The following is a 23,931-nucleotide window of genomic DNA, read 5'->3' on the forward strand; positions in this document are numbered from 1 at the left end:
TGGTCCGCGCGGCTTGTCACTCAGGGCGCAGGATGGATAACAATTTGTTTTATTTGATTTTTAATATGTCGATGGCATGATTTTCACATGAGCAGCCGAACAGGAGGCAAAATATGCCCGAAACACCGACCGAGCTTATGCTCAAGGGCTATGGGCTGACCGTGGCCGAGATGTTCTATCACATGCCCGATTATCCGCATGTGCTGAACAGTTTCATCTGGCAGGATTACGACCTTGCGCCGGATCACCCGAAACTCTTTTCCTTCATCGAGTTCTGGAAGGAAGAGATCGAGGGTCCGCTCCACTCCGTGCGCTTCACGCATCGCAAGCTGATAGGGCCCGGTGAATGGCGCAACGTGGTGGGGGAATTGACCCTCCACTGACGCGTGTTGCGTTTCTTCTTGGTCCAAATACTCCAGGGGGTCGCCATTGGATGCGCCATTGGTTCAAGCCCAATGGCGACGGGGGCAGCGCCCCCGGCGGGTCGACGCCGTCAGGCGGCGAAACTCCCTTACCCCTTGGCGCGCTGCACCATCCCGAACAGGTCTCGCGGGTCATCGGGATCGGCCAGCATGTCGAGCTGATCGAACAGATCCGTCCCCTCAAGCCGGTCGCGTACATAGCGCAGGGCCGAGAAATCCTCGATGGCAAAGCCAACGGAGTCAAACAGGGTGATTTGCTGCGGTGAGACGCGGCCCGCTGCGTCCCCCAGTATGACCTGCCACAGCTCCGTCACCGGATGATCCTCATCCAGTTGCTGAATCTCGCCTTCCACCCGTGTTTGCGGTGGGTATTCCACAAAGATCGAAGACCGGTGCAGGATCGCGGGGGCCAGTTCCGTCTTGCCCGGGCAATCGCCGCCGATCGCGTTGATATGCACGCCTTCGCCGACCATGTTGTCGTTCAGGATCGTCGCGTATTGCTTGTCGGCGGTGCAGGTGGTGATGATCTCGGCCCCCTCCATCGCCTCCTCGGGCGTGGCGCATGTCACGACGGTCAGCCCCTGACCGGCAAGGTTGCGCGCGGCCTTCGCGGTCGCGGCACGGTCGATATCGTAGAGCCGAACGGTGTCGATGCCGACGACCGCTTTCATTGCCAGCGACTGGAATTCGGATTGCGCGCCATTGCCGATCATCGCCATGGTCTTTGCGCCTTTCGGTGCCAGGTGTTTGGCCACCATAGCCGAGGTCGCGGCGGTGCGGATCGCGGTCAGCACGGTCATTTCACTGAGCAATGTCGGATAGCCCGTGGCCACATCTGCCAACAGCCCGAAGGCCGTGACCGTCTGCAACCCCGCCTTGGTATTGGTCGGGTGGCCGTTCACATATTTGAACGCATATTGTTCGCCGTCCGAGGTCGGCATCAGCTCGATGACGCCCACGGGGCTATGCGCTGCCACGCGCGGGGTCTTGTCGAAAAGCGGCCAGCGGCGGAAATCCTCCTCGATATATCCGGCCAGTTCCACCAGCATCTTTTCCAGCCCGATGGTGTGGACCAGCTTCATCATGTTCTCGACCGACACGAAGGGAACGTAAGCGCGATCAGAGGGTTGAGGCAGTTTGGTCATGCAGCGAAACTCCTTGTGGGGCGGTCGAAGACGCGGCGGCCCATCAGCGATGCGGTGAGGTCGACCATCAGCGACGCGGTGCGCCCGCGCTCGTCGAGGAAGGGGTTCAGTTCTACAAGGTCGAGCGAGGTCACCAACTCGCTGTCATGCAGGATCTCCATGACCAGATGCGCCTCGCGGAAGGTGGCGCCACCCGGAACGGTGGTGCCCACGGCGGGGGCGATGGAAGGATCGAGGAAATCAACATCCAGCGAGACATGCAGCAGGCCATTGGCGGCCTCGACCCGCGCCAGAAACTCACGCAGGGGGGCTGCGATGCCGTGCTCGTCGATGGCGCGCATGTCATGCACGTCGATCTCGGTCTCCGCCAGTGCCTGCTTTTCCTCCAGATCGACGGACCGCAGCCCGATCATGCAGACATTGGCCTGTGGGACGGGGGCGGTCAGCGCCGGGAAGTGGTCGAAGCCGGGCAGGCCGGTGACATAACCCACTGGCGTGCCGTGCAGGTTGCCCGAGCCGCTGGTCGCGGGGGTGTGGAAATCGGAATGCGTATCGAGCCACAGGACGAACAGGGGCCGCCCTTTCGCCTGAGCATATTCCGCCACGCCCGCCACGGTGCCAAGCGACAGGCTGTGATCGCCGCCCAGGAAGATCGGGAAGCCCTCGGCCATTGCTTCACGGGCGGCGGGGATCAGCGCCTCGGTCCAGGCGACGGTTTCGGCGAGGGCGTGGACTTTGCCGGTCGTGGGCAGGTCCCTCAGGGGGGCTTGGGCCACATCGCCAAGGTCGCGGGTGTCGATCCCGAGGCTGCTCAGATGCTCGGCAAGGCCAGCGGTGCGAAAGGCGTCGGGGCCCATCAGGCAACCACGGGTGCGTTTGCCGCTATCCACCGGGGCGCCGATCAGAAGGCAGGGTTTTGAAGTCATGTCGAAATGGTCCTGAATGCGCGTTTTCCAAGGAATAGCGCCCGGATCGGATTGGACAGAAGCGCTCAGAGTGGTCATATTGGGGATCAATTGAGCAATATGAGCATCTACCATGACCGAAATGGATGATACGGATCGCGCGCTGCTGGCCGCGTTGCGCCGCGACGGGCGGGCCTCGGTCTCTGACCTCGCGATTGACCTCGGCGTCACCCGCGCCACGGTTCGCGCACGGATGGAGCGGTTGTCAAAGGCGGGCGAGATTCGGGGGTTTACCGTTGTCACCCGCAGCGACATCGCGCAAAGCCCGGTGCGGGCGCTGACAATGCTGGGGATCGAGGGGCCGGGGATGGACCGTATCCGGCGGCAGCTGTCGGGACGGAGAGAGGTTCAGGCGGTGCATTCCACCAATGGCAAATGGGATCTGATCGTAGAACTGGGGACGGAGACGTTGGAGGCGCTGGATGCCGCGCTGCGGGATATCCGGCGGTTGGAGGGCGTCAGCACCTCGGAAACCAGCCTATTGCTGTCCACCAGTCGCTACAGTCGGATCTGAGGGCCTGAGGAACCCGAAGCTCTCCGCACTGGCCTTGCGCCAGGACAGCACCAGACGCCGGTCAAAGCTGACTGCGTCAGGAACACGGTGCAGGTGGCCTGCGGCCATCGCCTCCTGAATGATCCTTTCCGGCAGATAGGCCGCGCCGCCGTCGCGGCGCATGTGATCGAGCGCCCAATCGGGGGTGGAAAAGGCCAGCGCTGCGGTTTCATCCGTTGGCCAGGCTTCGGCATGCTGTGCACGGAAAAGGGGGCCGTAATCGACATAGATGTAATGGTTCTGCCAGGGCAGATCGGGCGCGGTCGTAACAAGGATCAGCCGGTCGCGGGCAAAGTCCCGATGGTCGATTCCCGCACCAATCACCGGTTCCGGCAGCAGCGCCGCGTCGCTCATCCCGCTTTGCAGCCAGGATTCCGCATCGCGGGCCAGCCCGGCCCAGATTTCGATAGCCGTTTCAGGATGGGCGCTGCGGATGCCGTCGATCCAGCGCTGTCCCAGCCCTGTCCAAAGCCCCGGATCGCAGACGAAGCTGAATAGCCGCGTGACGCCGCGTGGCAGGTTCGCACGGGCGCGGGCATTGTCCCAGGTGCGGGCGATGACCTCGGCCTGTTCCAGAAAGGCAAAGCCGGCCTTGGTCAGCGTCGCCCCCTTGCGGGATCGCACCAACAATTGCGCCCCAAGCGCCTGTTCCAGCGTGTCGAGACGCGCCGTGACGGCGGATTGCGTGACATTCAGCTGCTCCGCCGCACGGTTGAGATTGCGACAGCGGACAACGGCCAGAAAGGTCTGGATGGCGGCAATGTTCATGCGTAGATAATGCAAGAATTCCGAATTACTGCATAGATAAAATCCGTTTTCCAGATTCAACGCCTCGTGCCACTCTGATCCCGTAACAGGGAGGTGCGCGATGGAGTTTTCGGCTCAACTGTCTTCGGACTACCCCGACAAATCCTATGGCGGGGACAGGGTTTACGGCGACATGCTCAACCAGGCGGTGCTGGCCGACCGAATGGGGTTCGACGCGGTGTCGATCACCGAACATCACCTGATGAATTGCCTGATGATGCCCGCACCGCTGCAATTTGCCGTCAAGATCGCTGCGATGACCAAATCGGTGAAGATCATGACCTCGATCGTGGTGCTGCCGCTGCATGACATGCGGGTCTATGCGGGCGAGGTCGTGGTTGCCGATATCTTTACCGAAGGCCGCTTGCTGCTTGGTGTCGGGCGCGGGGCGTTCAAATACGAGATGGAGCGGCTTGGCGTCCCGATGGAGGAAACACAGGCGCGGTTCAATGAATCGCTTGCCGTCCTTCAGGCGCTGCTGAGTGAGGAGGAGGTCAGTTGGGACGGCGACTATTACAAGTTCGATCCCCTCACCATCATGCCCCGCCCCGTGCGCCCCGGTGGCCCGCCGATGATGATGGCGGTGATGAACCCGGAAGGCATCTACCATTGCACCAAGTGCGGCTTTCACATCCAGACGACGCCACTATCGGGCAATCACCAGTTGCTTCTGGATCAGGTGGGCGCGTTCAACCGGGCCAAGGCGGATATGGAGGGGGCAGGAGATGGGTTGACCCTGACACTGTCACGTGTGGCCCATATCGCGCAGAGCGCGACGGAGAGGCAGCGCAAGGTGGAGGCGGCACATCGCTACTACGGGCGGTTCGACAATGTCTTCACCGGGCCGGGACTGGTGGATAATGGCATGGTGCGGGAACTGCCCTGCGCGACACCGGTGGACGAGCTTGGGGAAAGCCTGCTGATTTGCACGCCGCAGGAAATGATCGACAAGCTGGGGCCCTATGCGGAACTTGGCATCGACCGGGTCATTCTGAATTTCAATTTCGGGCTGGACCCGTCCGAAACGCTCGACGCAATGCAGTGCTTCGCGGAAGAGGTCATGCCCCATTTCACCGGCAGGCCCGCCACCGTGGCCGCCGAGTAACTTTTTGAAAGGACAGCAAGAATGCCGATTATCCGAGTGGAGATGTTCCCCGGTCGCACCACCGACCAGAAACGCGACATGGTAAAGGCTCTGACCGATGCGTTTGTCGCCACGGCAGGCGGCAACCCGGCCAGCGTCCATGTGATCATCACCGATATCGAGAAATCAGACTGGGGCACGGGCGGGGAGCTGAACTCCGACCGGTTCCCGGACTAGGGGGCGGATATGACCCAAGCGATGGATTGCGAATACACCGTGCAGGGCGAGGGGCCGCCGCTGTTCCTGATCCACGGGATCGGCGCAGCGCGCAACACATGGGCGCGGGCGCTGCCAGTGCTGACCCCGTATTTCACCTTGGTCACTTACGACTTGCGCGGGCATGGGGCGTCGCCGATGCCGTCAGGGGAGTTCGGCCTCGATGAACTGGTGGCTGATCTGGAACGGGTGCGGGAACGCACAGGGTATGAGACCGCCCATTTCGCGGGCCATTCTCTGGGCGGCATGATCGGCCCGGCCTATGCGCTGAAATACCCCGACAGGGTGCTGTCGCTGGGCCTGCTCTCCACCGCCGCCTTCCGCACGGAAGATGACAGCGCCAAGGTCTGGGGCGTGGTGCGCGCGATGGAGGAGAAGGGCATTCCGCAGGTGCTGGAAACGCTGTCGGATCGCTGGTTCACCGACGGGTTCATCGCCGCCCACCCGGACGTGGTGCGCAACCGGCTGAAACAGGTGGTGGACACCGATCCTGACGTGTTCCTCAACGTCTTCCGCATCTACGCAGGGACCGAAATGGCCCCCTGGCTGCACGAGGTCACGGCGCCCTCGCTGGTGCTGACGGGCGAGTTTGACGGCGGCTGCAACCCGCGCCTCAACCGGTTGATTGATGAGGCGCTACCCAATTCGGAACTGGTGATCCTGCCCGACCTCAAGCATTCGCTTCTGCTGGAGGCAGGCGAGGTCGTGGCCGAAAACCTGGTGCGGTTCATCTCGGCGCTGGATTAACCCCTGGGCCGGCGCGGCGGCTGATCGCCGCCCTTGCGCGGCTTCGAGCCGGGTTTATTCAAGCCCGCCTTGCCCGCGCGTGCCGGTTTGGGCTTGGCGCCCGGACGTTCAAAGCGCTTGGAGGGATCGGCGGCAGAGCTGCGCGCGGCAGGGGCGGCAGCAGGCGCATCGCGGCGCGGCTTGCCCCCGTCAGGTCTGGGGCCCTTTGGTTTGTCAGATCTTGGCTTGTCAGAGCGCGGCTTGTCCGAGCGTGGTTTATCGGACCAGGGCTTGTCCCCGCGCGGTTTGCCGCCATCGCTCTTGGGTTTGCGGGGCTTGTCGAAGGTTTTGCCTTTGGGGCCATCAGCGGATTTGCCACGCGGCTTGCCCTTGGGGGCATCACCGTCGCGGCGGGGTTTGCCGAGCGGCTTGACGGCGTCCTTGAGGTAAGCGTCACGCTCCGCCCGGTCCTCTCGCGCGCGGCGAGGTTTTGCTTCGCGTTCGGGCCGGTCTTCTCGCGGGACGCGACGTGGCTTGTCCCCACGCGGGCCAGAGGGGCGCGGGCCGGTTCCGGGTTTTGCAGGGCGGGGCAGGGAGGACAGATCCGGGGCCGCTTCCAGCACCTTCACGGTAATGCCCTCGTCAAGTTCCTTATTGTCGCCGAGCGTTGCGATGAAGCTCTCCGCACTCGACTCGGTCAGTTCCACATAGCTTTCCGACGCGCCGACCCGGATCGCGCCGATGGCGGATTTGTCCAGATTGCCCGCGCGGCAGAGAAGCGGCAGCAGCCAGCGGGCTTCGGCCCGGTCATTCGCGCCGACCGACAGGGCGAACCAGCGGCTCGGGCCGAAGGGTTTGCGCTCTTTCGGGGCGGGGCGCGCATCGGGGGGGCTCAGCTCCTCGGGCGCGGAATGGCGGCTGCGGTAGAGCCGCAGATAGGCGGCCGCGATGGCCTCGGGGCTGTGGGCCTCCAGCAGCCGGGCGGCGAAAGTGGCCTGATCCTCGGTGATCTCATCTTCCCAGGCGGGATCGGTCAGCAGCCGCTCCTCATCCTGACGCAGAATGTCATCGGCAGAGGGCGGCACGGTCCATTCCGCCGTGATCTTCGCCCATTTCAGCAGGCGCTCGGCCTTCTTGGTGATCTTGGGCGGCACGATCAGGGCAGAGATGCCCTTGCGCCCGGCGCGGCCCGTGCGGCCGGAGCGGTGCAACAGGGTCTCTGAATTCGAGGGCAGATCGGCATGGATCACCAGTTCCAGATTGGGCAGGTCGATGCCGCGCGCGGCCACATCGGTCGCCACGCAAACCCGTGCGCGCCCGTCGCGCATGGCCTGCAGCGCATGGGTGCGTTCGCTCTGGCTAAGCTCGCCCGACAGGCTGACCACCGAAAAGCCCCGGTTGGCAAAGCGCGCGGTCAGGCGGGCCACCGTGGCGCGGGTATTGGCAAAGACGATGGCGTTTTCCGCCTCGTGATAGCGCAGAAGGTTGATGATGGCGTTCTCCGCATCCACCTCGGCCACGCGCAGGGCCTGATAGGTGATGTCGGCATGCTGGCGGCCCGCATCCTGGGTGCTGACGCGCACCGCATCACGCTGGTAATGCTGTGCAAGCGTCACGATCATCGGCGGCACGGTGGCCGAGAACATCAGCGTGCGCCGATCCTCGGGGGCCTCGCCAAGCATGAATTCGAGGTCTTCGCGGAAGCCAAGGTCGAGCATTTCGTCGGCCTCATCGAGCACGATGGCGCGCAGGCCCGTCATGTCGAGCGTGCCACGCTGGATATGGTCGCGCAGACGCCCCGGCGTGCCCACGACGATATGGGCACCGCGTTCCAGCGCCCGGCGTTCGTCGCGGAAATCCATGCCCCCCACGCAGGAGGTCACGCGCGCACCCGCCTTGGCATAAAGCCAGCTCAGCTCTCGCATCACCTGAAAGGCCAGTTCACGGGTAGGCGCGACGACCAGCGCCAGCGGCGCCTCTGCCGGGCCCATCACCTCGGCCTCTCCCAACAGTGTCTGCGCGATGGCCAGGCCAAAGCCCACGGTTTTGCCCGATCCGGTCTGCGCCGACACCAGCAGGTCGGCATCCTGAAGCTCCGGGTTGGTCACGGCCTCCTGCACGGAGGTCAGGGTGTCGTAGCCGCGTTCCGCAAGGGCGTCGGAAAGTGTCTTGATCATGGGGAGGGTCTATCCGTCAGGGTCAGGCGTGGTCGCGGCGGTGTGGTCCGGCGTCGCGGTCACGGGAAAAACGGACGTCTAACGCCTGATCCGACGAATGTATACAGGGAAAGCGTGGCGCGGTGATGATTATCCCACGCTCATGCGCGGCGTGCTGCCATGATCCAGACGCCCAGAAGGATCACGGAGATGATGGCATTGTAATTGGCCATCGACAGGCCGAAGAGCTGCCACGAAATCTCGTCGCACAGGACAATCCCTGTGCCGCAATCGGGGTCCAGCAACCCGCATTCCGAATTCAGCAGGTCCAGGCCGCTTGAAGTGCAGGAGGCAGGCCCCTCCCACCATGCCCGCTCCACGCCGGAATGGTAAACGGCAAGCCCGGTGGATACGGCCATGTTCAGCGCCCCTGCCCAGGCAATCAGCGCCTTGGGAATGGCCAGACCGATGATGCCTAACAGGATGCCGATCCGATGCGGCCAGCGTTGCCAGTAGCACATCTTGCACGGCAGAACGCCCAGAACGAACTGAAAGAACAGCGCCCCGAAGAACAGCCCGGCAGAGCCAAGAGCCGCCAGAAGGATCAGATTGCGCCGGGTCAGGGTGCTGAGGAAGCTCATAGGAATTTCACCACATAGAAACCGCCCGCCAGCAGTATCACGAACAGGATGAACATCAAGCCAAGGCGACGTTCGATGAAATCACGAATAGGTGCGCCGAATTTCCACAAGAGCGCCGCCACGACGAAAAAGCGCAGACCGCGCGCGACGATGCTGGCCACGATGAAAACCCCGAGGTTCAACTGCGTGACCCCCGACATGATGGTGATGACCTTGTAGGGGAAGGGCGTCACGCCCGCGATCAGCACCGCCCAGGCCCCGTATTCGTTGTAGCGGGTGGCGAAATCGTCGAAATAGGCATCCTTGCCATAGAATTCGAGCACCGGGCGACCGACGCTCTCGAACAGGCCATAGCCGATATAATAGCCCAGAAGCCCGCCAAGCACCGAGGAGACGAGGCAGACGCCCGCAATCAGGAACGCACGGCGCGGGGCTGCGATGATCATCGGGATCATCAGGATATCGGGCGGAATCGGAAAGACCGAGCTTTCCAGAAACGACACGATGGCCAGCGCCACCAGCGCATAGCGATGTTCGGCCAGGCTGATCGTCCAGTCGTATAATCCGCGGATCATATGTGTCTCCTGAAAATGCCCGCTTGCGATGCCCGATCTCGGCGCGGTGGTCAAGCGCGCTGCGTCAGTGGGCGGGCTATGCGAGGCGGACGGGACGCGCTATGCCAAGACAATAGGCAGCAGGTGCAGAAGGGGAGGCAGGCCATGACGGTCATCATCGCGGGTGCAGGGATTGGTGGGCTCAGCCTGGGGCTGTCGCTGCATCAGGCGGGCATTCATTTTCATATCGTCGAAGCGGTGGAGGTGATCAAACCCCTGGGCGTAGGAATCAACTTGCAGCCGCATGCGGTGAGAGAGCTGTTCGAGCTGGGGCTTGAGGCACAGCTGGACCAGATCGGGTTGCGCACCGCCGAGGTCGCCTATTTCTCGCAACAGGGCGGGTTGATCTGGTCGGAACCGCGCGGCCTCGATGCAGGATATCACTGGCCGCAATATTCGATCCATCGCGGCGAGCTGCAGTTCCTGCTCTACCGGGAGCTGCTGTCGCGCTGCGGGGCTCAGGCGATCACCTTGGGGGCCGCGCTGTCCGGATGGGACGAGGACAGACATGGCGTCGTGGCGCATCTGGTCAACCGCCGGACGGGCGCGCGCCTGCCGGACCTGCACGGGCTGGTTCTGGTGGGCGCGGACGGGATCAACTCGACCCTCCGCGCGGCGCTTTATCCCGATGAAGGCCCGGCGCATTGGCGCGGCACGATGATGTGGCGCGGCGTGACGCGGGCCAGAAGCTTCCTGACCGGGCGGAGCATGGCGATGGCGGGCACGGCGGATCGCAAATTCGTCTGCTACCCGATCCAGGACTTCGAGGACGGGGATCTTCGGATCAACTGGATCGCCGATCTTGCCAAGCCCGCCGACTACCAATGGAACCGGCAGGACTGGAACCGCGAGGGGCATCTGCATGATTTCGCGGATCATTTCGCGGATTGGCGCTTCGACTGGCTGGACATTCCGGCCCTGATCCGTGACGCGGAAGGCATCTGGGAATACCCGATGGTCGACCGCAATCCGCTGCCCCGCTGGAGCCATGGGCGCGTGACGCTTCTGGGCGATGCGGCCCATGCGATGTATCCCATTGGCTCGAACGGGGCGACGCAGGCGATACTCGATGGCCGGGTTCTGGCGCGGGAGCTGCTGAAGCATGGGCAGGGGGCAGAGGCGCTTCAGGCCTATGATGACGACCGCCGCGAGGCGGTGAATGCGCTTGTGCTGGCCAATCGCGGCGACGGGCCGGATGTTGTGCTGGACAAGGTTGCCGAACGTGCCCCTGAAGGGTTTGGCGACATCTCGGAGGTGATGAGCCGCGAGGAGCTGGCCGAGATCGCCGGCGCTTACAAGAAGATCGCAGGCTTCGATGTGGATCGGCTGAATGCGCGGCCGGGGGTGATGGAGCTTTAGCGGACTGGGACGCGCCCGGGCAGGAACCTGACGGAAGACGGGCTTTCGAAAGCCCGTGGCAAGGCGCTTCGAAGCGCCTTTCAGCTCTCGGTCGACCTGCCGTGCCAATTCTGGTCCGACGCAAGGGATCGAGCGAAATGCGGGTCTGCCGTGATGCGATCCGTTTGCATTTTGTCGGAGATGGGCATTCGAATGCCCATGAAAGGCGCTTCGAAGCGCCTTGCGCAGCGCTTGGCTCCTGCGATCGGACCGTGTCGGAAACGCTCCGCTCATAAGCCGTGATCGCGGGGAAGGGTCCATCAGCGGTACAGGCCGCGCCACCGATTGCGACCATGTGCAAGAACGCACGGCACAGCTTCTCAGCCGGGGGGATGTCGCCTATGTTGATGTCAGATCGGCCCCCAACAACTGTTTCCAGACAAGGATCGCCGCTGCGCCATGACACCGAATTACGACCGCATCCCCGAACTCGCGCTGGACTGGCATCGCCAGGGCAACGGCGCAGCGCTGGCCACTGTCATTGAAACATGGGGCAGCGCGCCCCGGCCCGTGGGCAGCCAGTTGGTCGTGTCGGGCGAGGGCGAGATGGAAGGGTCCGTGTCAGGCGGCTGCGTCGAAGGGGCGGTGGTGATCGAGTCCATCGACTGCCTTGAGAAGGGGGAGGCCACGGTTCTGGAGTTCGGTGTGGCCGACGAACAGGCCTTTGCCGTGGGTCTGGCCTGCGGCGGGCGCATCCGGGTGCTGGTGGAACCCGTGGGGCGCGTCATCCCGGTCGAGATGCTGGAGGCGCTGGTCGATGCCCGTGCCGCGCGTGAGCAAGTGGCCTATGTGGTCAACCCCGAAACCGGCGCGCGGCGGCTTGTGACGGGGCAGGGCGATGCGCTGGAGGCCGAGATTGCCGAGCGGTTCCGCACCGACAAATCCGGCTTCGAGGGCGACTGGTTCATCGGCATTCACAACCCGCCCCTGCGCATGGCCATCGTGGGGGCTGTTCATATCGCTCAGGCGTTGGTGCCGATGGCGCGGCTTGCGGGCTATGACCCGGTGGTGATCGACCCGCGCCCCGCCTTCGGGGCCGAGGCGCGGTTTCCGGGGGAGACTCTGATGGAAGACTGGCCGGACGAGGCGCTGGCGGCCTACGGGCTCGACCCGCGCACCGCGGTCGTGACGCTGACCCATGATCCCAAGCTGGATGACCCGGCCATACGGGCGGCGCTTGGTTCCGACTGTTTCTACCTTGGCTGTCTTGGCTCTACCCGGACCCATGCCAAGCGGGTGGAGCGGTTGCGTGAGGCTGGGTTTTCTGAGGCCCAGATCGCCCGCATCCATGGCCCCGTTGGCCTCGATATCGGTGCGCAGGGACCGGCGGAGATCGCCATTTCGATCATGGCGGAAATCACCAGCCGGTTGCGCAAGGTATGAGGTTCGGGCCGGTTCCCCTGCATGAAGCTGAAGGGACAGTCCTGGCCCATTCGGTGCAGTTGGACAAAGGGCGGCTGCGCAAGGGCCGGGTCCTGAGCCGTGACGACATCGCGCGGCTCGCAGCCAATGGTCTGACCCGCGTGACGGTGGCGCGGCTGGACCCCTCCGACATAGAGGAAAACGACGCCGCCCGCCGCTTGGCCGCCGCTCTGGTCCCCGATCCGGCGGTGGCGGGGCTGGAGGTGCAGGAGGCCTTTACAGGCCGTGTCAACATCCGCGCCACGCGGCCCGGAGTGGTCGGGATCGACGTGGCGGCGGTCGAGGCGCTGAACGCCGTCGATCCGATGATCACGCTGGCCACCGTGCCGCGCTGGCAGCGGGCCTGGCCGGGTATGATGGTGGGGACGGTCAAGATCATCGCCTATGGCGTGGGCGAGGATGCGCTGACACGGGCCGAGAATGCCGCCCGCAACGCGCTCTCTGTCCGGCCCGTGGAACTCCAGAGCGCCGGGTTGATCGTGACAGAGGTGCCCGGCGATCCCGTTTCCCCCGAGGACAAGGGCATTCGCGCCGTGGCCGGGCGATTGGAGGCGCTCGGCATATCGCTGGAGACCGTGCGGATTGTGGCCCATGAGACCGGCGCAATCACCGAAGCGCTGACGGATCTGCCGGGCGCGCTGAAACTGATCCTCACGGCCTCGGCCACCTCTGACATCCACGACGTTGCGCCCTCGGCCGTGGTTGCCGCAGGCGGAAGGATTACCCGCTTCGGCATGCCGGTCGATCCCGGTAACCTGCTGTTTTTAGGCCAGATTGGGGCGGCGCCGGTGATCGGATTGCCGGGCTGCGCCCGCTCGCCGGCGCTGAACGGGGCCGATTGGGTGCTGGAGCGGGTTGCCTGTGGGGTGCCTGTCAGCGCAGCCGATATCTCGGCCATGGGGGTAGGGGGATTGCTGAAGGAAATCCCGACCCGGCCACAACCCCGCGCCGGACGCAACCCGAACGGGTAGCGCCAGCGGAAACGATCAAATTTTGACCATTCAAAAAATTTTTCATTTGTCCTTCAACGATTCCGTGCTTGGATAATTCCATAACCAAGGGAGGAATTTCATGACCCAGGTCACGATGACCGTGAACGGGAAATCCGTTTCCGGTTCCGTAGAAGGGCGCACGTTGCTGTCCGATTTCATCCGCGAGGGGCTCAAGCTGACCGGCACGCATGTGGGCTGCGACACCAGCCAATGCGGCGCCTGCGTGGTGCATGTGAACGGCCAGCCGGTGAAAAGCTGCACCATGCTGGCGGCCGAGGCCGAGGGCGCGGACGTCAAGACCATCGAAGGCATGGCCAATGCCGATGGCTCGCTTTCCACGATCCAACAGGCGTTTCAGGACCATCACGGCCTGCAATGCGGCTTCTGCACACCGGGCATGGTGATGAGCGCCACGGCGCTGCTGGCCGAGAACCCCACGCCGAGCGAGGCCGAGATTCGCGCCTATCTGGAAGGCAATATCTGCCGCTGCACCGGCTACCACAACATCGTCAAGGCGATCATGGCCGCAAGTGGCCAGGAAGTCGCCGCGGTGGCCGCAGAATGAGGGGCGCGGCGCTTGCGATTGCGGCGACCGTTCTGGTTCCTGCAATGGCCCAGGCCGAGGGCTTTTCCTCGGGCTATGTCACCGGATTCAACTCCGACACGGAATGCATGGATCTGGCCCGTACCTCGATGGATGCCCATTTCCGCAACCATGGTGGAACGCCCGATACGGGCGAGGCCAGCTTCTCGGTCTTCGGCTTCGATGTGCCGCCCGGGCGCACTCAGGTCGCCATCATCTGCACCGAGGATCAGGGCCGCTATACCGCGACCGTGACCGGTTACAGCCTGCAGGAAGACGGCACCCGATTGGAAACGGTCGAGGCCATGCTGGACCTTCTGGAAGGTGTGACGCCGACCGGCAGCAAGTGAGGATCGGGCGGGCCGTGTCCCGCCGGACAGGAGGATGGATGCCGAGATCCGCTTTTCTTGCCGCAGTGCTGGTGCTGGCTACCGGCGCGGCCAAGGCTGACAATTTTGCCAATATCGACCTGCATTCGGTCGATAGCCAGCAGGCCTGCATGGCGCAGGCCCGTCAGGCGCTTGTCATCCTCGCGGCGGAAAACGGGTCGGACAATCCCGACATCACCCAAGGCAGCTGGAGCACGTTTGGCTGGGATTTCCCGCCGCGCGCGGCGGATATCTCGATCATCTGCCCGGATATCGACGGGGTCACATACCCCTTCGCCACCGGTCACACGACGGGCGACGGAAACGAACCGGGCGACATGATCGAACGGCTGGCCGAGATCTTCAACAAACTATGACAAGCCGGTTCCCGCGGGAGGCGGGCACAGGGCGCAAAGAACAATAAGGGAGGATACCATGCCAAAGGATAGTGGCATCGGCGCAAGTTCGAAGCGCCGTGAAGACGTCCGGTTTCTGACTGGTACCGGCAATTACACGGATGACATCAACCTCAATGGTCAGGCCTATGTGCATTTCCTGCGCTCTGACGTGGCCCATGGGCGGCTGAACAAGGTCGATACCTCGGTCGCGGCGGAAATGCCCGGCGTGGTGCGCATCTTTACCGGTGCGGATTTCGAAGGCGTCGGCGGTCTGCCCTGCGGATGGCAGGTGACCGACAAGCACGGCAATCCGATGCAGGAACCGGCCCACCCGGTTCTGGCGCAAGGCAAGGTCCGCCATGTGGGCGACCCGATTGCCGCCGTGGTGGCGGAAACCGCCGCGCAGGCAAGGAATGCGGCTGAGGCGATCGAGCTCGATATCGAGGAACTGCCCGCCGTCATCGACATGAAGGAAGCGGTCAAGGAGGGCGCGACCAAGGTCCATGACGATCTGGAATCGAACCTCTGCTATGACTGGGGTTTCGTCGAGGAAAACAAGGCCGCCGTGGATGAGGCGTTTGAAAAGGCCGCCCATGTCACCACGCTGGAACTTGTGAACCAGCGGCTGGTTGCCAACCCGATGGAACCGCGCGTGGCCGTGGGCGATTACAACCGCGCAACGGGCGATTCCACGCTCTACACCACCAGCCAGAACCCGCATGTGATCCGGCTTCTGATGGGCGCTTTCGTTCTGGGTATCCCGGAACACAAACTGCGTGTCGTGGCCCCCGATGTGGGCGGCGGCTTTGGTTCCAAGATCTTCCATTATGCCGAAGAGGCATTCTGCACCTTCGCCGCCAAGGCACTGGCGCGGCCCGTCAAATGGACCTCCAGCCGGTCGGAGGCGTTCATCTCGGACGCCCATGGCCGGGACCATGTGACCAAGATCGAACTGGCGCTGGATGCCGACAACAACTTCACCGCGCTTCGCACTGATACCTATGCGAATATGGGGGCGTATCTGTCGACCTTCGCGCCCTCGGTGCCCACCTGGCTGCACGGCACGCTGATGGCGGGGAACTACAAGACGCCGCTCATCTATGTGAACGTGAAGGCGGTCTTCACCAACACCGTGGCCGTCGATGCCTATCGCGGGGCCGGGCGGCCCGAGGCGACCTTCCAGCTGGAGCGTGTCATCGACAAGGCGGCGCGCGAATTGGGCGTCGATCCGGTGGCGCTGCGGCGGCAGAACTTCATCACCGAGTTTCCCTATGCCACCCCCGTGGCGGTGGAATACGATACCGGTGACTACAACGCCACGATGGACAAGCTGCTGGAAATGGTGGACCGCGACGGGTTCGAGGCCCGCGCGGCGGAAAGCGCCAAATCGGGCAAGCTGCGTGGTTTCGGCGTTAACACCTATATCGAGGCCTGCGGGATCGCTCCGTCTGCCCTTGTGGGCCAGTTGGGCGCGCGTGCCGGGCTTTATGAAAGCGCCACGGTGCGGGTGAACGCCACCGGCGGACTGGTGGTCATGACCGGCAGCCACAGCCACGGGCAGGGCCATGAAACCGCCTTCCCGCAGGTGGTCGCCGACATGATCGGCATCTCCGAGGATATGGTCGAGGTTGTCCATGGCGACACCGCCAACACGCCCATGGGCATGGGCACCTATGGCTCTCGCTCGCTGGCCGTGGGTGGCTCTGCCATCGTGCGGGCGACCGAGAAGATCATCAACAAGGCCAAGAAGATCGCGGCCCATCTGATGGAGGCGTCCGAGGGGGATATTGAGCTTAAGGACGGCCAGTTCACCGTTGCGGGCACCGACAAATCGGTGGCTTGGGGCGATGTCACGCTGGCGGCCTATGTGCCCCATAACTACCCGCTGGAAGAGATCGAACCGGGGTTGGAGGAAACCGCCTTCTATGACCCGGCCAACTTCACCTATCCCGCGGGCGCCTATGCCTGCGAGGTGGAGGTCGATCCCGATACCGGCAAGGTGACCATCTGTTCCTTTGCCGCCGCCGATGACTTCGGCAACGTGGTCAACCCGATGATCGTCGAGGGCCAGGTCCATGGCGGTCTGGCACAAGGCATCGGTCAGGCGCTGCTGGAAGGGGCTGTTTATGACGACAATGGCCAGCTTCTGTCCGCCTCCTACATGGACTACGCCATGCCGCGCGCCGATGATCTGCCAAGCTTCCAGGTGGATCACAGCTGCGCCACGCCCTGCACGCATAACCCGCTTGGCGTAAAAGGTTGTGGTGAGGCCGGGGCCATCGGCAGCCCGCCCGCCGTGGTCAATGCCGTGGTGGACGCCCTGCAGCGCGGGGGCCACAACGTCACCCATATCGACATGCCGCTCAGCCCCGGTCGGGTCTGGCAGGCGATGAACGGCTGATCCCGGAACAAGGAGAAAACCCATGTATGAGTTTGAATTCAAACGTCCGGGCACCATCGCCGATGCGGTCGCCGCCCTTGGCGCGGAAGAGGCACAACTGCTTGGGGGCGGGCAGACCCTGCTGCCCACGATGAAGCAACGCCTTGCCGCGCCTGCGGTGCTGGTCAGTCTTGGCGGCATTGCCGAGATGCAGGGCGTCTGCACCGATGACGCGGGCCGCATCTGCGTCGGCGGCGGCACCACCCATGCGGCGGTGTCGGCGGCGACGGCAGAAAGCTATCCGGCACTGTCGCATCTGGCGGGCCATATCGGTGACCCGGCAGTGCGCAATCGCGGCACCATCGGCGGCAGCCTTGCCAATAACGACCCGGCGGCGTGCTACCCGGCGGCGGTGTTGGCCTCTGGCGCCAATGTGGTCACCAATACGCGAGAGATTGCGGCGGATGATTTCTTCGAGGGCATGTTCACCACGGCGCTCAATGATGGCGAGATCATCACCGAGGTGAAATTCCCGGTGCCGGCGGCTGCAAGCTATCAGAAGTTCCTGCAACCGGCGTCCCGCTTTGCCCTGACCGGGGTGTTCGTGGCCAAGTTCGCGGGCGCGGTGCGTGTGGCCGTGACCGGCGCGTCGGAAGATGGCGTGTTCCGCTGGTCCGAGGCCGAGGCGGCGCTGTCCGGCAACTTCTCGCCCGAGGCGGTGGATGGCTTGTCGGTGTCTGCCGATGGCATGATCGCCGATTTGCACGGGTCCGCTGCCTATCGTGCGAACCTGGTGAAAGTGTTGACCAAGCGGGCCGTTGCCGCCTGCTGACACATGCGCATGCGTTGAAACAAAAAACCCCGCGCCGAGGCGCGGGGTTTTCTTTTCGTCTTGTCGTGAAATCAGAGCCCGAGCGCGTTGCGCAGGCGGGTCGTCACTTCGGGGACAAGCGCCGGGTTGTTGCGCGCCTGCTCGATGGCCGCGGACAGCGAGGCACGGGCGACGGCCGAAAGATCGGCCTCCGCCACGGCCGCGAGGGCGGCATCGGCGTCGAACCCTTCGACGGAGAACAGGGTCGACAGGTCCGTGGCCCCTTCGATCGCATCGACCGCTTCGGTGGTCTCTTCAGCGGCAGCCTCGGTTTCTTCGGTCACGGCCTCGGTGGTCTCTTCGGCGGCAGCCTCGGTTTCCTCGGTCACGGCTTCGGTGGTTTCCTCGACGGCTTCCTCCGTGGCTTCGACCGCCTCTGCGGCGTCTGAAGTGCCCTCCTCGACAGCGTCTTCGACCGTTTCGGTCACGGCCTCGGTGGTCTCTTCCGCCATATCGGACGCCGCATCCGCAGCGTCTGCCGTGGCGTCGGCGGCCTCGTCTGCCGTGCCGGTCACCTGGTCGAGCAGCCCTTCGGCCTCTTCCATCACCCCTTCAACCGCTTCGGTTGCGGCGTCGGTCACTGTGTCCACCGCGTCCTGTGCGGCGTCCTCGACGGCTTCCACGACCTCAGCAGCCGTGTCAGCCGCGTCTTCGGCCATCTCTTCGACAGCGTCAGCTGCGTCCTCAGCGGTCTCTTCAGCGGCCTCTGCCGCCTCTTCCATAGCTTCGGTCGTTTCTTCCACGGCCGCCGCAGGGGTGGTTTCGGGTTCTGGCTGGCCAAGCGGGCTCAGGTAATAGGCGACGGCGCCGACGACGACCAGCGCGGCAACAATTGCGATAATACGGGACATGGGGAAAACTCCGATGCTCAGAGAGGACGATTCCGGCGATTCCATACGCCCCCTGATGCCGCAGCGCAACGAGAACGGGGGCTTTGACCGGATTCCTGCGGCATTCAGCCGGGATTCGCCTTGAAACGCCCGTTGGCTAAGGCTAGTTTCGGGCACCGCATATCGTGGCAATAGAAGGATTTTACCGATAGCCCGCAGACCGCATAACGCGCCCCCGCAGCGCGACACAGGCCCCCGCGTCAATGACCGCATCCGGGCCCCCGAGATCCGCCTTATCGGCGCAGATGGAGAGAATATCGGCGTGGTCAGTCCGGCCCGCGCCATGGATCTGGCGGCAGAGGCCGGTCTGGACCTGGTGGAGATTTCGCCGAATGCGGCTCCTCCGGTCTGCAAGATCATGGATTTCGGCAAGTTCAAATACGAACAGCAGAAACGCGAATCCGAGGCTCGGAAAAAGCAGAAGATCATCGAGGTCAAAGAGGTCAAGTTCCGCCCGAACACCGACACCCATGACTACGAGGTCAAGATGCGCAACGTCTTCCGCTTTCTCGAAGGCGGCGACAAGGTGAAGATTACCCTGCGCTTCCGGGGCAGGGAAATGGCGCACCAGAACCTTGGCCGAGAGCTGCTGGAACGCGTGGCGGAGGATGTCAAGGAAATCGGCAAGGTCGAGAACATGCCGAAGATGGAAGGCCGCCAGATGGTCATGATGATCGGTCCCGCGAAGTAAGCGGACCGAATGAAGACAAGGATGGGGCGCGCCAGAGATGGTCGCGCCCTTTTCTTTTGGGACCAATGCCTTACATCTTCCCGAACCAGAAAAATGGAAAGGGCCGGTCATGGACAGGGTCGAGAATGCCCGCCCCGATGTGGCGGATCTGAAAGAGGCGGACCGCCCCAAGGCGCCGCCAATCGAGGGCGCAACGGAGCTGCAGAGGCGGCAGGGACGGCAGTTGGCGGCCATCCACCGGATGCATTTGCAGCAGATGGGGCAGGTGCGCCGGATGATGGAGGGCATCGCTGCGGGCAGCACTGCACCCGCCGCATTGACCAAGGCCCTGCCCGAGATGGAGATGACCCGAAACTACCGCCAGTTCGGCAATCTCTGCGGTCAGGAATGCCAGTTTCTCGACTATCATCACGGTGCCGAGGAGCACCGGGTCTTTCCGCATCTGGAGGCGCGGGCCAGCGAGGGTCTGCGCGCGGTCATCGCCAAGCTGCGCGAGGAACACGAAGTGGTGCATGCGCTGCTGGAGCGGCTCTATGCCGATGCGGTGCGGCTGGAGCAGAACCCGGGCGAAGACGCCTTCGACGAAGCGCGCCAGACCTTCGATGCGCTGGAGCGCGTGGTCCGATCGCATTTCGGTTACGAGGAAGAGGAACTGGAAGAGGCGCTTGGCGTCTATGGCGGGCTCTGACCCCGCATGAAAAAGCCGCCTCGGAGGGCGGCTTTTCGGTTTGGCGGTACGTCAGTCCAGGAACGCCTTTTCGACCACGTAGGTCTTGGGGTCGGAATTCGCGCCTTCCTCCAGACCGTATTCCTCCAGCATTTCTTTCAGTTCGAGATTGAAGGCCAGGTTGCCGCAGATCATCGCGCGGTCGTTTTCCGGGCAGATCGGCGCAACGCCCAGATCCGCGAAGGCCTCGCCCGAGCGCATCAGGTCGGTGATGCGGCCCATCTTGGGGCTCTCTTCGCGGGTGGTGGTGGGGTAATACTTGATCTTCTTCCAGAAGCCCTCGCCGATCACTTCATTCAGCAGCTCATCGGTCTTGAGGCTTTCGATGATCTCGCGCCCATAGGTCAGTTCGCCCGCCTCACGGCAGGTATGGGTGATGATGACCTCGTCGTAATCCTCATAGGTCTGCGGCTCACGCAGGAGGCTTGCGAAGGGCGCAAACCCGGTGCCGGTGGCGAAGAACCAGATCCGCTTGCCGGGCAGCAGCGCGTCATGGACCAACGTGCCCACGGGCTTGGGGCGCAGGATGACCTGATCGCCGGGCTGGATATGCTGCAAGCGGCTGGTCAGGGGGCCATCGGGCACCTTGATCGAGTAGAACTCCAGCTCTTCGTCCCAGGAGGGCGAAGCGATGGAATAGGCCCGCAGCAGCGGTTTCTGCTTGCCGGTCTTGGGGTCCGGGTCGCCCATCAGGCCGATCATTACGAATTCACCCGAGCGGAAGCGCAGGGACGCGGGCCGTGTACAGCGGAAGGAAAACAGGCGGTCGGTGTAATGCTTCACCTCCGTCACGGTTTGCGCGTCGGGCAGGGTGGGCACTCTTACAGGCGATGCGGTGGCTTCGGTCACGGGTTTTTGCTCGGTCATGTCTTCGGTTGCGGCCTGAGTAAAGCCGACTCCTTCATTAAGCTTTGATCTAGGTCAGGAAAAGGGGGCGCTTTTACGCAGCCCGCAGCCGCGATCTGTGGTCATGATCGCGCCAGTTGGCGCGGGCGAGCCACTGATCCTCGGGCTGGCGGGCGGCCAATGCGCGGTCGATCTCAACATCGTCGAAACCAGATCGGCGGGCCATGGCGTATTGATCGGCCAGCACATGCCCCTTCGCGCGCAGATGCCCGGCAAAGCCCATCTGCCGCAACCTGCGGGCCAGGGTAAAGCCGCGCCCGTCGGCGAAGCTGGGGAAGTCGATGCGGATGGTGGCGTTCGTCTGAAGCGCCTCGGTCAATGCCTCAGCATCCGCGTCACTGGGCAGGTCCAGCACCTCGGCCCCGTCCACGGGGGCAAAGCCGGTATCGGTCACAAGCAGGGTTTCTGTCAGGGCCTCAAGGGCTGCCAGGTCTTTCATGTCTTTCGCTCCTTATGAGGCGGTTTTCAGGGGGCCGCGGACAATGCGCCCGTCGATGAAATGGATGCCGCATTCTTCCTTCTGCTCGCCCCGCCAGCGGCCCGCGCGCGGGTCTTCGCCGGGTTTGACGGGGCTGGTGCAGGGGGCGCAGCCGATGGAGGGGTAGCCCTTGGCCACCAGCGGATGCCGGGGCAGGCGGTTGTTGACCATGTAGTCCTGCACATCCTCGGGCGCCCAATGGGCCAAGGGGTTGATCTTGATGCGGATATCGCCCTCGGTCTCGAAGAAGTCGAGTGCCGCGCGCGTGCCCGACTGGAACCGTTTGCGCCCAGTGATCCAGCTGTCGAAGGGAGCAAGCGCCGCCTCCATCGGGCGCACCTTGCGCAGATCACAACAGGCATCGGTGTCGCGCTGATTGAGCGTGCCATCGGGATCGCCCGCCAGAAGCGAGATCTTGCTGGCGTGGATGGTGCGCACGTCCCTCAGGCCCAATTGGCTGGCCACCTCCTGCTGATAGCTCAGCGTCTCGGGGAACAGCATCTGCGTGTCGATGAAGAGCACCGGCGTGGCGGGGTCGATGACCGAGACCATGTGCAAGAGCACGACAGATTCCGCTCCGAAGGAGCTGACCAGCGCGATCCGGCCAAGGTCGGGGTCCTTGAGCGCGCGCTCCATCACCGCCGTGGCGGAATGGTACTTGTAGCGCGCGTTCAGCCCCTCGACCCAGGTCGTCAGAGATCCTATGGGCGCATCAAGCGGCACGGGTTTTCGTCTCCGGATAGAGCGCCGCCTTGAAGGGCTCGATGCCGACACGGGCGTAGGCTTGCAGGAAGGTTTCCTCGGCGCTTTCCCGCAGGCCCAGATAGGTTTTCACGATGGTTTCCACCGCGCCCACGATCTCGTCATAGGCAAAACCCGGCCCGGTGCGGGTGCCGATCACCGCGTCCTCGGTGCCGTCGCCGCCAAGGGTGATCTGGTAGTTTTCAACGCCTGCGCGGTCGAGACCCAGAATGCCGATATGGCCCACATGGTGGTGCCCGCAGGCATTGATGCAGCCCGAAATCTTGATCTTGAGCGGCCCGACCTCGTGTTCCAGTTTCAGCTCCTCGAAGCGCGTCGCGATTTCCTGTGCGACGGGGATGGAGCGGGCGGTCGCCAGCGCGCAGTAATCCATGCCGGGGCAGGCGATGATGTCGGAGATCAGCCCGATATTGGCCGTGGCAAGCCCGGCTGCGCGCAGTTCCGCATGGATCTGCGGCAGGTGGCGCTTGTGGACATGGGGCAGGATCACGTTCTGTTCATGGCTGATGCGCAGCTCGTCATGGCCGTAGCGCTGCGCCAGATCGGCCATCACGCGCATCTGGTCGGCGGTGGCGTCACCCGGCGTATCGCCCTGTTTTTTCAGGGAAATCGTGACGATGGCGTAGCCCTCGGCACGATGCTCAGAGAGGTTCGTATCGGCCCAGGAGCGGAAGATCGGGTCAGCCGCATAGAACGCATCGAAAGCGTCGGTCGGGGCAGCGTCAAAGGCCGGCGCTGCGAAATGGGTCTTGATCTCCTCCAGCAGGGCAACGTCCTTGCCGCCCGCATAGAGCGGTTTACGCAGGGCAAACTCCTTCTCGACCTCCGCCTTCAGGTTCTCCAGCCCGAATTCATGGACGAGGATCTTGATCCGCGCCTTGTACTTATTGTCGCGCCGCCCGATGACGTTCCAGACGGCGACGGTGGCCTCCAGATAGGGCAGCAGGTCATCGGCCGGAATGAACTCCGCCAGAACCTTGCCAATCATCGGCGTGCGGCCAAGCCCACCACCCACCAGCACCTGATATCCGATCTCGCCGTCCTTCCGCACGATCCGCAGCCCGATGTCATGGGCCGCCGTCACCGCGCGGTCATTGGGCGCGCCAGTGATGGCGATCTTGAACTTGCGCGGCATGAACTGGAATTCCGGGTGGTCGGTGGACCATTGCCGCAGCAATTCCGCCACCGGGCGCGGATCGGCCACCTCATCGGCGGCGGCCCCTGCGAAATGGTCGGCGGTTACGTTGCGGATGGTGTTGCCGCTGGTCTGGATGGCGTGCAGCCCCACCTCGGCCAGAGCATCGAGCATATCCGGCACATCGCGCAGGCGCGGCCAGTTATACTGGATGTTCTGGCGGGTGGTGAAATGGCCATAGCCCTTGTCCCAGGTCTCGGCCAGGTAGGCGAGCTGGCGCATCTGCGCGCTGTTCAGCGTGCCATAGGGAATGGCGACCCGCAGCATGTAGGCATGCAGTTGCAGGTAGAGCCCGTTCATCAGGCGCAGCGGCTTGAACTCGTCTTCGGTGAGGCTGCCATCAATGCGGCGCTCCACCTGCGCGCGGAACTGGCGGTTGCGTTCTGCGAGGAAGTCGCGGTCGAAGTCAGAGTAACGGTACATTTGGGCGTATCCTTGGTCATGGGCGCTGGCGAAAATCCTTGGAAGGATTTTTAAAAGC

General features: G+C 63.7%; 26 protein-coding genes and 1 pseudogene. 16 read left to right on the forward strand and 11 right to left on the reverse strand.

From position 1 onward, the window contains the following. Window positions 1–113 precede the first annotated feature (113 nt). A complete protein-coding gene (locus tag RBB16_RS05510) occupies window positions 114–383 on the forward strand; it encodes an usg protein (RefSeq protein ID WP_306045210.1) in 270 nt (89 codons plus the stop codon). 128 nt (window positions 384–511) lie between these two features. Here the strand turns inward: RBB16_RS05510 and RBB16_RS05515 are convergent, their stop codons facing one another. Next, window positions 512–1,567, reverse strand: a complete 1,056-nt coding sequence (locus RBB16_RS05515) for an ornithine cyclodeaminase (protein WP_306045211.1) — start codon at window positions 1,565–1,567, stop codon at window positions 512–514. Continuing rightward, window positions 1,564–2,493 carry an arginase gene (gene rocF, locus RBB16_RS05520; RefSeq protein WP_306045212.1) on the reverse strand — a complete coding sequence of 310 codons (930 nt, stop codon included), beginning with the start codon at window positions 2,491–2,493 and terminating at the stop codon, window positions 1,564–1,566. The genes RBB16_RS05515 and rocF overlap by 4 nt, the downstream gene beginning before the upstream one ends. A gap of 121 nt (window positions 2,494–2,614) precedes the next feature. Between rocF and RBB16_RS05525 the strand changes: the two genes are divergently transcribed. Continuing rightward, a complete protein-coding gene (locus tag RBB16_RS05525; protein WP_306045287.1) occupies window positions 2,615–3,046 on the forward strand; it encodes an Lrp/AsnC family transcriptional regulator in 432 nt (143 codons plus the stop codon). On the opposite strand, the gene RBB16_RS05530 is transcribed toward RBB16_RS05525, so the two are convergent. Beyond that, window positions 3,011–3,853: a LysR family transcriptional regulator gene (locus tag RBB16_RS05530; RefSeq protein ID WP_306045213.1), complete on the reverse strand. Its 843-nt coding sequence runs from the start codon at window positions 3,851–3,853 to the stop codon at window positions 3,011–3,013. The two genes, RBB16_RS05525 and RBB16_RS05530, sit on opposite strands and share 36 nt — an antisense overlap. 100 nt (window positions 3,854–3,953) lie before the next feature. Between RBB16_RS05530 and RBB16_RS05535 the strand changes: the two genes are divergently transcribed. The 3 genes and pseudogenes from RBB16_RS05535 (at window position 3,954) to RBB16_RS05545 (ending at window position 5,999) form a co-directional block, all read left to right on the forward strand. Next, complete coding sequence (locus tag RBB16_RS05535; protein ID WP_306045215.1) at window positions 3,954–4,997, forward strand: LLM class flavin-dependent oxidoreductase; 1,044 nt, start codon at window positions 3,954–3,956, stop codon at window positions 4,995–4,997. Between the two features lie 15 nt (window positions 4,998–5,012). Beyond that, window positions 5,013–5,213 (forward strand): annotated as a pseudogene (locus tag RBB16_RS05540) (4-oxalocrotonate tautomerase); the annotation flags it as partial. A gap of 9 nt (window positions 5,214–5,222) precedes the next feature. After that, window positions 5,223–5,999: an alpha/beta hydrolase gene (locus RBB16_RS05545; RefSeq protein ID WP_306045217.1), complete on the forward strand. Its 777-nt coding sequence runs from the start codon at window positions 5,223–5,225 to the stop codon at window positions 5,997–5,999. On the opposite strand, the gene RBB16_RS05550 is transcribed toward RBB16_RS05545, so the two are convergent. The 3 genes from RBB16_RS05550 to RBB16_RS05560 all read right to left on the reverse strand — a co-directional run bounded on the left by RBB16_RS05550 (window position 5,996) and on the right by RBB16_RS05560 (window position 9,350). Beyond that, entirely contained in the window at window positions 5,996–8,155 is a 2,160-nt protein-coding gene (locus tag RBB16_RS05550) for a DEAD/DEAH box helicase (RefSeq protein WP_306045218.1), read from the reverse strand. The two genes, RBB16_RS05545 and RBB16_RS05550, sit on opposite strands and share 4 nt — an antisense overlap. A gap of 140 nt (window positions 8,156–8,295) precedes the next feature. Continuing rightward, window positions 8,296–8,775, reverse strand: a complete 480-nt coding sequence (locus tag RBB16_RS05555; RefSeq protein WP_227434993.1) for a disulfide bond formation protein B — start codon at window positions 8,773–8,775, stop codon at window positions 8,296–8,298. Beyond that, window positions 8,772–9,350: a YqaA family protein gene (locus tag RBB16_RS05560; RefSeq protein ID WP_071690346.1), complete on the reverse strand. Its 579-nt coding sequence runs from the start codon at window positions 9,348–9,350 to the stop codon at window positions 8,772–8,774. The genes RBB16_RS05555 and RBB16_RS05560 overlap by 4 nt, the downstream gene beginning before the upstream one ends. 144 nt (window positions 9,351–9,494) lie before the next feature. On the opposite strand from RBB16_RS05560, the gene RBB16_RS05565 reads away from it, so the two are divergent. From RBB16_RS05565 to RBB16_RS05600, 9 genes are all read left to right on the forward strand, one after another. Continuing rightward, window positions 9,495–10,748 (forward strand): flavin-dependent oxidoreductase, encoded by a 1,254-nt coding sequence (locus tag RBB16_RS05565; RefSeq protein ID WP_306045219.1) that lies wholly within the window; start codon window positions 9,495–9,497, stop codon window positions 10,746–10,748. A gap of 220 nt (window positions 10,749–10,968) precedes the next feature. Beyond that, entirely contained in the window at window positions 10,969–11,190 is a 222-nt protein-coding gene (locus tag RBB16_RS20650) for a DUF1203 domain-containing protein (protein ID WP_371931218.1), read from the forward strand. After that, on the forward strand, window positions 11,187–12,170 hold the full coding sequence (locus RBB16_RS05570) for an XdhC family protein (RefSeq protein ID WP_306045220.1): 984 nt from the start codon (window positions 11,187–11,189) through the stop codon (window positions 12,168–12,170). The genes RBB16_RS20650 and RBB16_RS05570 overlap by 4 nt, the downstream gene beginning before the upstream one ends. Further along, window positions 12,167–13,180, forward strand: a complete 1,014-nt coding sequence (locus RBB16_RS05575) for a molybdopterin-binding protein (protein ID WP_306045221.1) — start codon at window positions 12,167–12,169, stop codon at window positions 13,178–13,180. Before RBB16_RS05570 ends, RBB16_RS05575 begins: the two co-directional genes overlap by 4 nt. A 100-nt stretch (window positions 13,181–13,280) precedes the next feature. Further along, on the forward strand, window positions 13,281–13,766 hold the full coding sequence (locus RBB16_RS05580) for a (2Fe-2S)-binding protein (protein ID WP_306045222.1): 486 nt from the start codon (window positions 13,281–13,283) through the stop codon (window positions 13,764–13,766). Continuing rightward, window positions 13,763–14,134 (forward strand): hypothetical protein, encoded by a 372-nt coding sequence (locus RBB16_RS05585; protein WP_071690351.1) that lies wholly within the window; start codon window positions 13,763–13,765, stop codon window positions 14,132–14,134. Before RBB16_RS05580 ends, RBB16_RS05585 begins: the two co-directional genes overlap by 4 nt. A 38-nt stretch (window positions 14,135–14,172) precedes the next feature. Then, entirely contained in the window at window positions 14,173–14,529 is a 357-nt protein-coding gene (locus RBB16_RS05590; protein ID WP_306045223.1) for a hypothetical protein, read from the forward strand. 58 nt (window positions 14,530–14,587) lie between these two features. Beyond that, window positions 14,588–16,951 (forward strand): xanthine dehydrogenase family protein molybdopterin-binding subunit, encoded by a 2,364-nt coding sequence (locus tag RBB16_RS05595; protein ID WP_306045224.1) that lies wholly within the window; start codon window positions 14,588–14,590, stop codon window positions 16,949–16,951. Between the two features lie 22 nt (window positions 16,952–16,973). After that, a complete protein-coding gene (locus tag RBB16_RS05600) occupies window positions 16,974–17,762 on the forward strand; it encodes a xanthine dehydrogenase family protein subunit M (RefSeq protein ID WP_306045225.1) in 789 nt (262 codons plus the stop codon). Between the two features lie 71 nt (window positions 17,763–17,833). Here RBB16_RS05600 and RBB16_RS05605 read toward each other — a convergent pair whose 3' ends face one another. Further along, window positions 17,834–18,652: a hypothetical protein gene (locus RBB16_RS05605; RefSeq protein WP_306045226.1), complete on the reverse strand. Its 819-nt coding sequence runs from the start codon at window positions 18,650–18,652 to the stop codon at window positions 17,834–17,836. A gap of 187 nt (window positions 18,653–18,839) precedes the next feature. Between RBB16_RS05605 and infC the strand changes: the two genes are divergently transcribed. Together infC and RBB16_RS05615 are read left to right on the forward strand one after the other, a co-directional pair. Then, a complete protein-coding gene (infC, locus tag RBB16_RS05610) occupies window positions 18,840–19,382 on the forward strand; it encodes a translation initiation factor IF-3 (protein WP_071690356.1) in 543 nt (180 codons plus the stop codon). Window positions 19,383–19,491: 109 nt separating this feature from the next. Continuing rightward, window positions 19,492–20,070: a hemerythrin domain-containing protein gene (locus tag RBB16_RS05615; protein ID WP_306045227.1), complete on the forward strand. Its 579-nt coding sequence runs from the start codon at window positions 19,492–19,494 to the stop codon at window positions 20,068–20,070. Between the two features lie 51 nt (window positions 20,071–20,121). Here the strand turns inward: RBB16_RS05615 and RBB16_RS05620 are convergent, their stop codons facing one another. From RBB16_RS05620 to RBB16_RS05635, 4 genes are all read right to left on the reverse strand, one after another. Continuing rightward, window positions 20,122–20,976 carry a ferredoxin--NADP reductase gene (locus RBB16_RS05620; RefSeq protein WP_306045228.1) on the reverse strand — a complete coding sequence of 285 codons (855 nt, stop codon included), beginning with the start codon at window positions 20,974–20,976 and terminating at the stop codon, window positions 20,122–20,124. Between the two features lie 73 nt (window positions 20,977–21,049). Continuing rightward, window positions 21,050–21,454 carry a DUF934 domain-containing protein gene (locus RBB16_RS05625; protein WP_306045229.1) on the reverse strand — a complete coding sequence of 135 codons (405 nt, stop codon included), beginning with the start codon at window positions 21,452–21,454 and terminating at the stop codon, window positions 21,050–21,052. A 12-nt stretch (window positions 21,455–21,466) separates the two neighbouring features. Next, window positions 21,467–22,216, reverse strand: a complete 750-nt coding sequence (locus RBB16_RS05630; protein WP_306045230.1) for a phosphoadenylyl-sulfate reductase — start codon at window positions 22,214–22,216, stop codon at window positions 21,467–21,469. Next, window positions 22,206–23,873 carry a nitrite/sulfite reductase gene (locus RBB16_RS05635; protein ID WP_306045231.1) on the reverse strand — a complete coding sequence of 556 codons (1,668 nt, stop codon included), beginning with the start codon at window positions 23,871–23,873 and terminating at the stop codon, window positions 22,206–22,208. The genes RBB16_RS05630 and RBB16_RS05635 overlap by 11 nt, the downstream gene beginning before the upstream one ends. Window positions 23,874–23,931 lie beyond the last annotated feature (58 nt).

The organism is Nioella sp. MMSF_3534 (assembly GCF_030732985.1).
In the GTDB taxonomy this organism is placed as follows: domain Bacteria; phylum Pseudomonadota; class Alphaproteobacteria; order Rhodobacterales; family Rhodobacteraceae; genus Nioella.

Coding starts and splice junctions, on each gene's coding strand:
- RBB16_RS05580 (WP_306045222.1), top strand. CDS start 13,281: ATGACCCAGGTCACGATGACCGTGAACGGGAAATCCGTTTCCGGTTCC.
- RBB16_RS05595 (WP_306045224.1), top strand. CDS start 14,588: ATGCCAAAGGATAGTGGCATCGGCGCAAGTTCGAAGCGCCGTGAAGAC.
- RBB16_RS05575 (WP_306045221.1), top strand. CDS start 12,167: ATGAGGTTCGGGCCGGTTCCCCTGCATGAAGCTGAAGGGACAGTCCTG.
- RBB16_RS05545 (WP_306045217.1), top strand. CDS start 5,223: ATGACCCAAGCGATGGATTGCGAATACACCGTGCAGGGCGAGGGGCCG.
- RBB16_RS05590 (WP_306045223.1), top strand. CDS start 14,173: ATGCCGAGATCCGCTTTTCTTGCCGCAGTGCTGGTGCTGGCTACCGGC.
- RBB16_RS05565 (WP_306045219.1), top strand. CDS start 9,495: ATGACGGTCATCATCGCGGGTGCAGGGATTGGTGGGCTCAGCCTGGGG.
- RBB16_RS05525 (WP_306045287.1), top strand. CDS start 2,615: ATGGATGATACGGATCGCGCGCTGCTGGCCGCGTTGCGCCGCGACGGG.
- RBB16_RS05620 (WP_306045228.1), bottom strand. CDS start 20,976: ATGACCGAGCAAAAACCCGTGACCGAAGCCACCGCATCGCCTGTAAGA.
- RBB16_RS05615 (WP_306045227.1), top strand. CDS start 19,492: ATGGACAGGGTCGAGAATGCCCGCCCCGATGTGGCGGATCTGAAAGAG.
- RBB16_RS05555 (WP_227434993.1), bottom strand. CDS start 8,775: ATGAGCTTCCTCAGCACCCTGACCCGGCGCAATCTGATCCTTCTGGCG.
- RBB16_RS05600 (WP_306045225.1), top strand. CDS start 16,974: ATGTATGAGTTTGAATTCAAACGTCCGGGCACCATCGCCGATGCGGTC.
- RBB16_RS05515 (WP_306045211.1), bottom strand. CDS start 1,567: ATGACCAAACTGCCTCAACCCTCTGATCGCGCTTACGTTCCCTTCGTG.
- RBB16_RS05625 (WP_306045229.1), bottom strand. CDS start 21,454: ATGAAAGACCTGGCAGCCCTTGAGGCCCTGACAGAAACCCTGCTTGTG.
- RBB16_RS05605 (WP_306045226.1), bottom strand. CDS start 18,652: ATGTCCCGTATTATCGCAATTGTTGCCGCGCTGGTCGTCGTCGGCGCC.
- RBB16_RS05560 (WP_071690346.1), bottom strand. CDS start 9,350: ATGATCCGCGGATTATACGACTGGACGATCAGCCTGGCCGAACATCGC.
- RBB16_RS05550 (WP_306045218.1), bottom strand. CDS start 8,155: ATGATCAAGACACTTTCCGACGCCCTTGCGGAACGCGGCTACGACACC.
- RBB16_RS05535 (WP_306045215.1), top strand. CDS start 3,954: ATGGAGTTTTCGGCTCAACTGTCTTCGGACTACCCCGACAAATCCTAT.
- RBB16_RS05530 (WP_306045213.1), bottom strand. CDS start 3,853: ATGAACATTGCCGCCATCCAGACCTTTCTGGCCGTTGTCCGCTGTCGC.
- RBB16_RS05635 (WP_306045231.1), bottom strand. CDS start 23,873: ATGTACCGTTACTCTGACTTCGACCGCGACTTCCTCGCAGAACGCAAC.
- RBB16_RS05570 (WP_306045220.1), top strand. CDS start 11,187: ATGACACCGAATTACGACCGCATCCCCGAACTCGCGCTGGACTGGCAT.
- RBB16_RS05510 (WP_306045210.1), top strand. CDS start 114: ATGCCCGAAACACCGACCGAGCTTATGCTCAAGGGCTATGGGCTGACC.
- rocF (WP_306045212.1), bottom strand. CDS start 2,493: ATGACTTCAAAACCCTGCCTTCTGATCGGCGCCCCGGTGGATAGCGGC.
- RBB16_RS05585 (WP_071690351.1), top strand. CDS start 13,763: ATGAGGGGCGCGGCGCTTGCGATTGCGGCGACCGTTCTGGTTCCTGCA.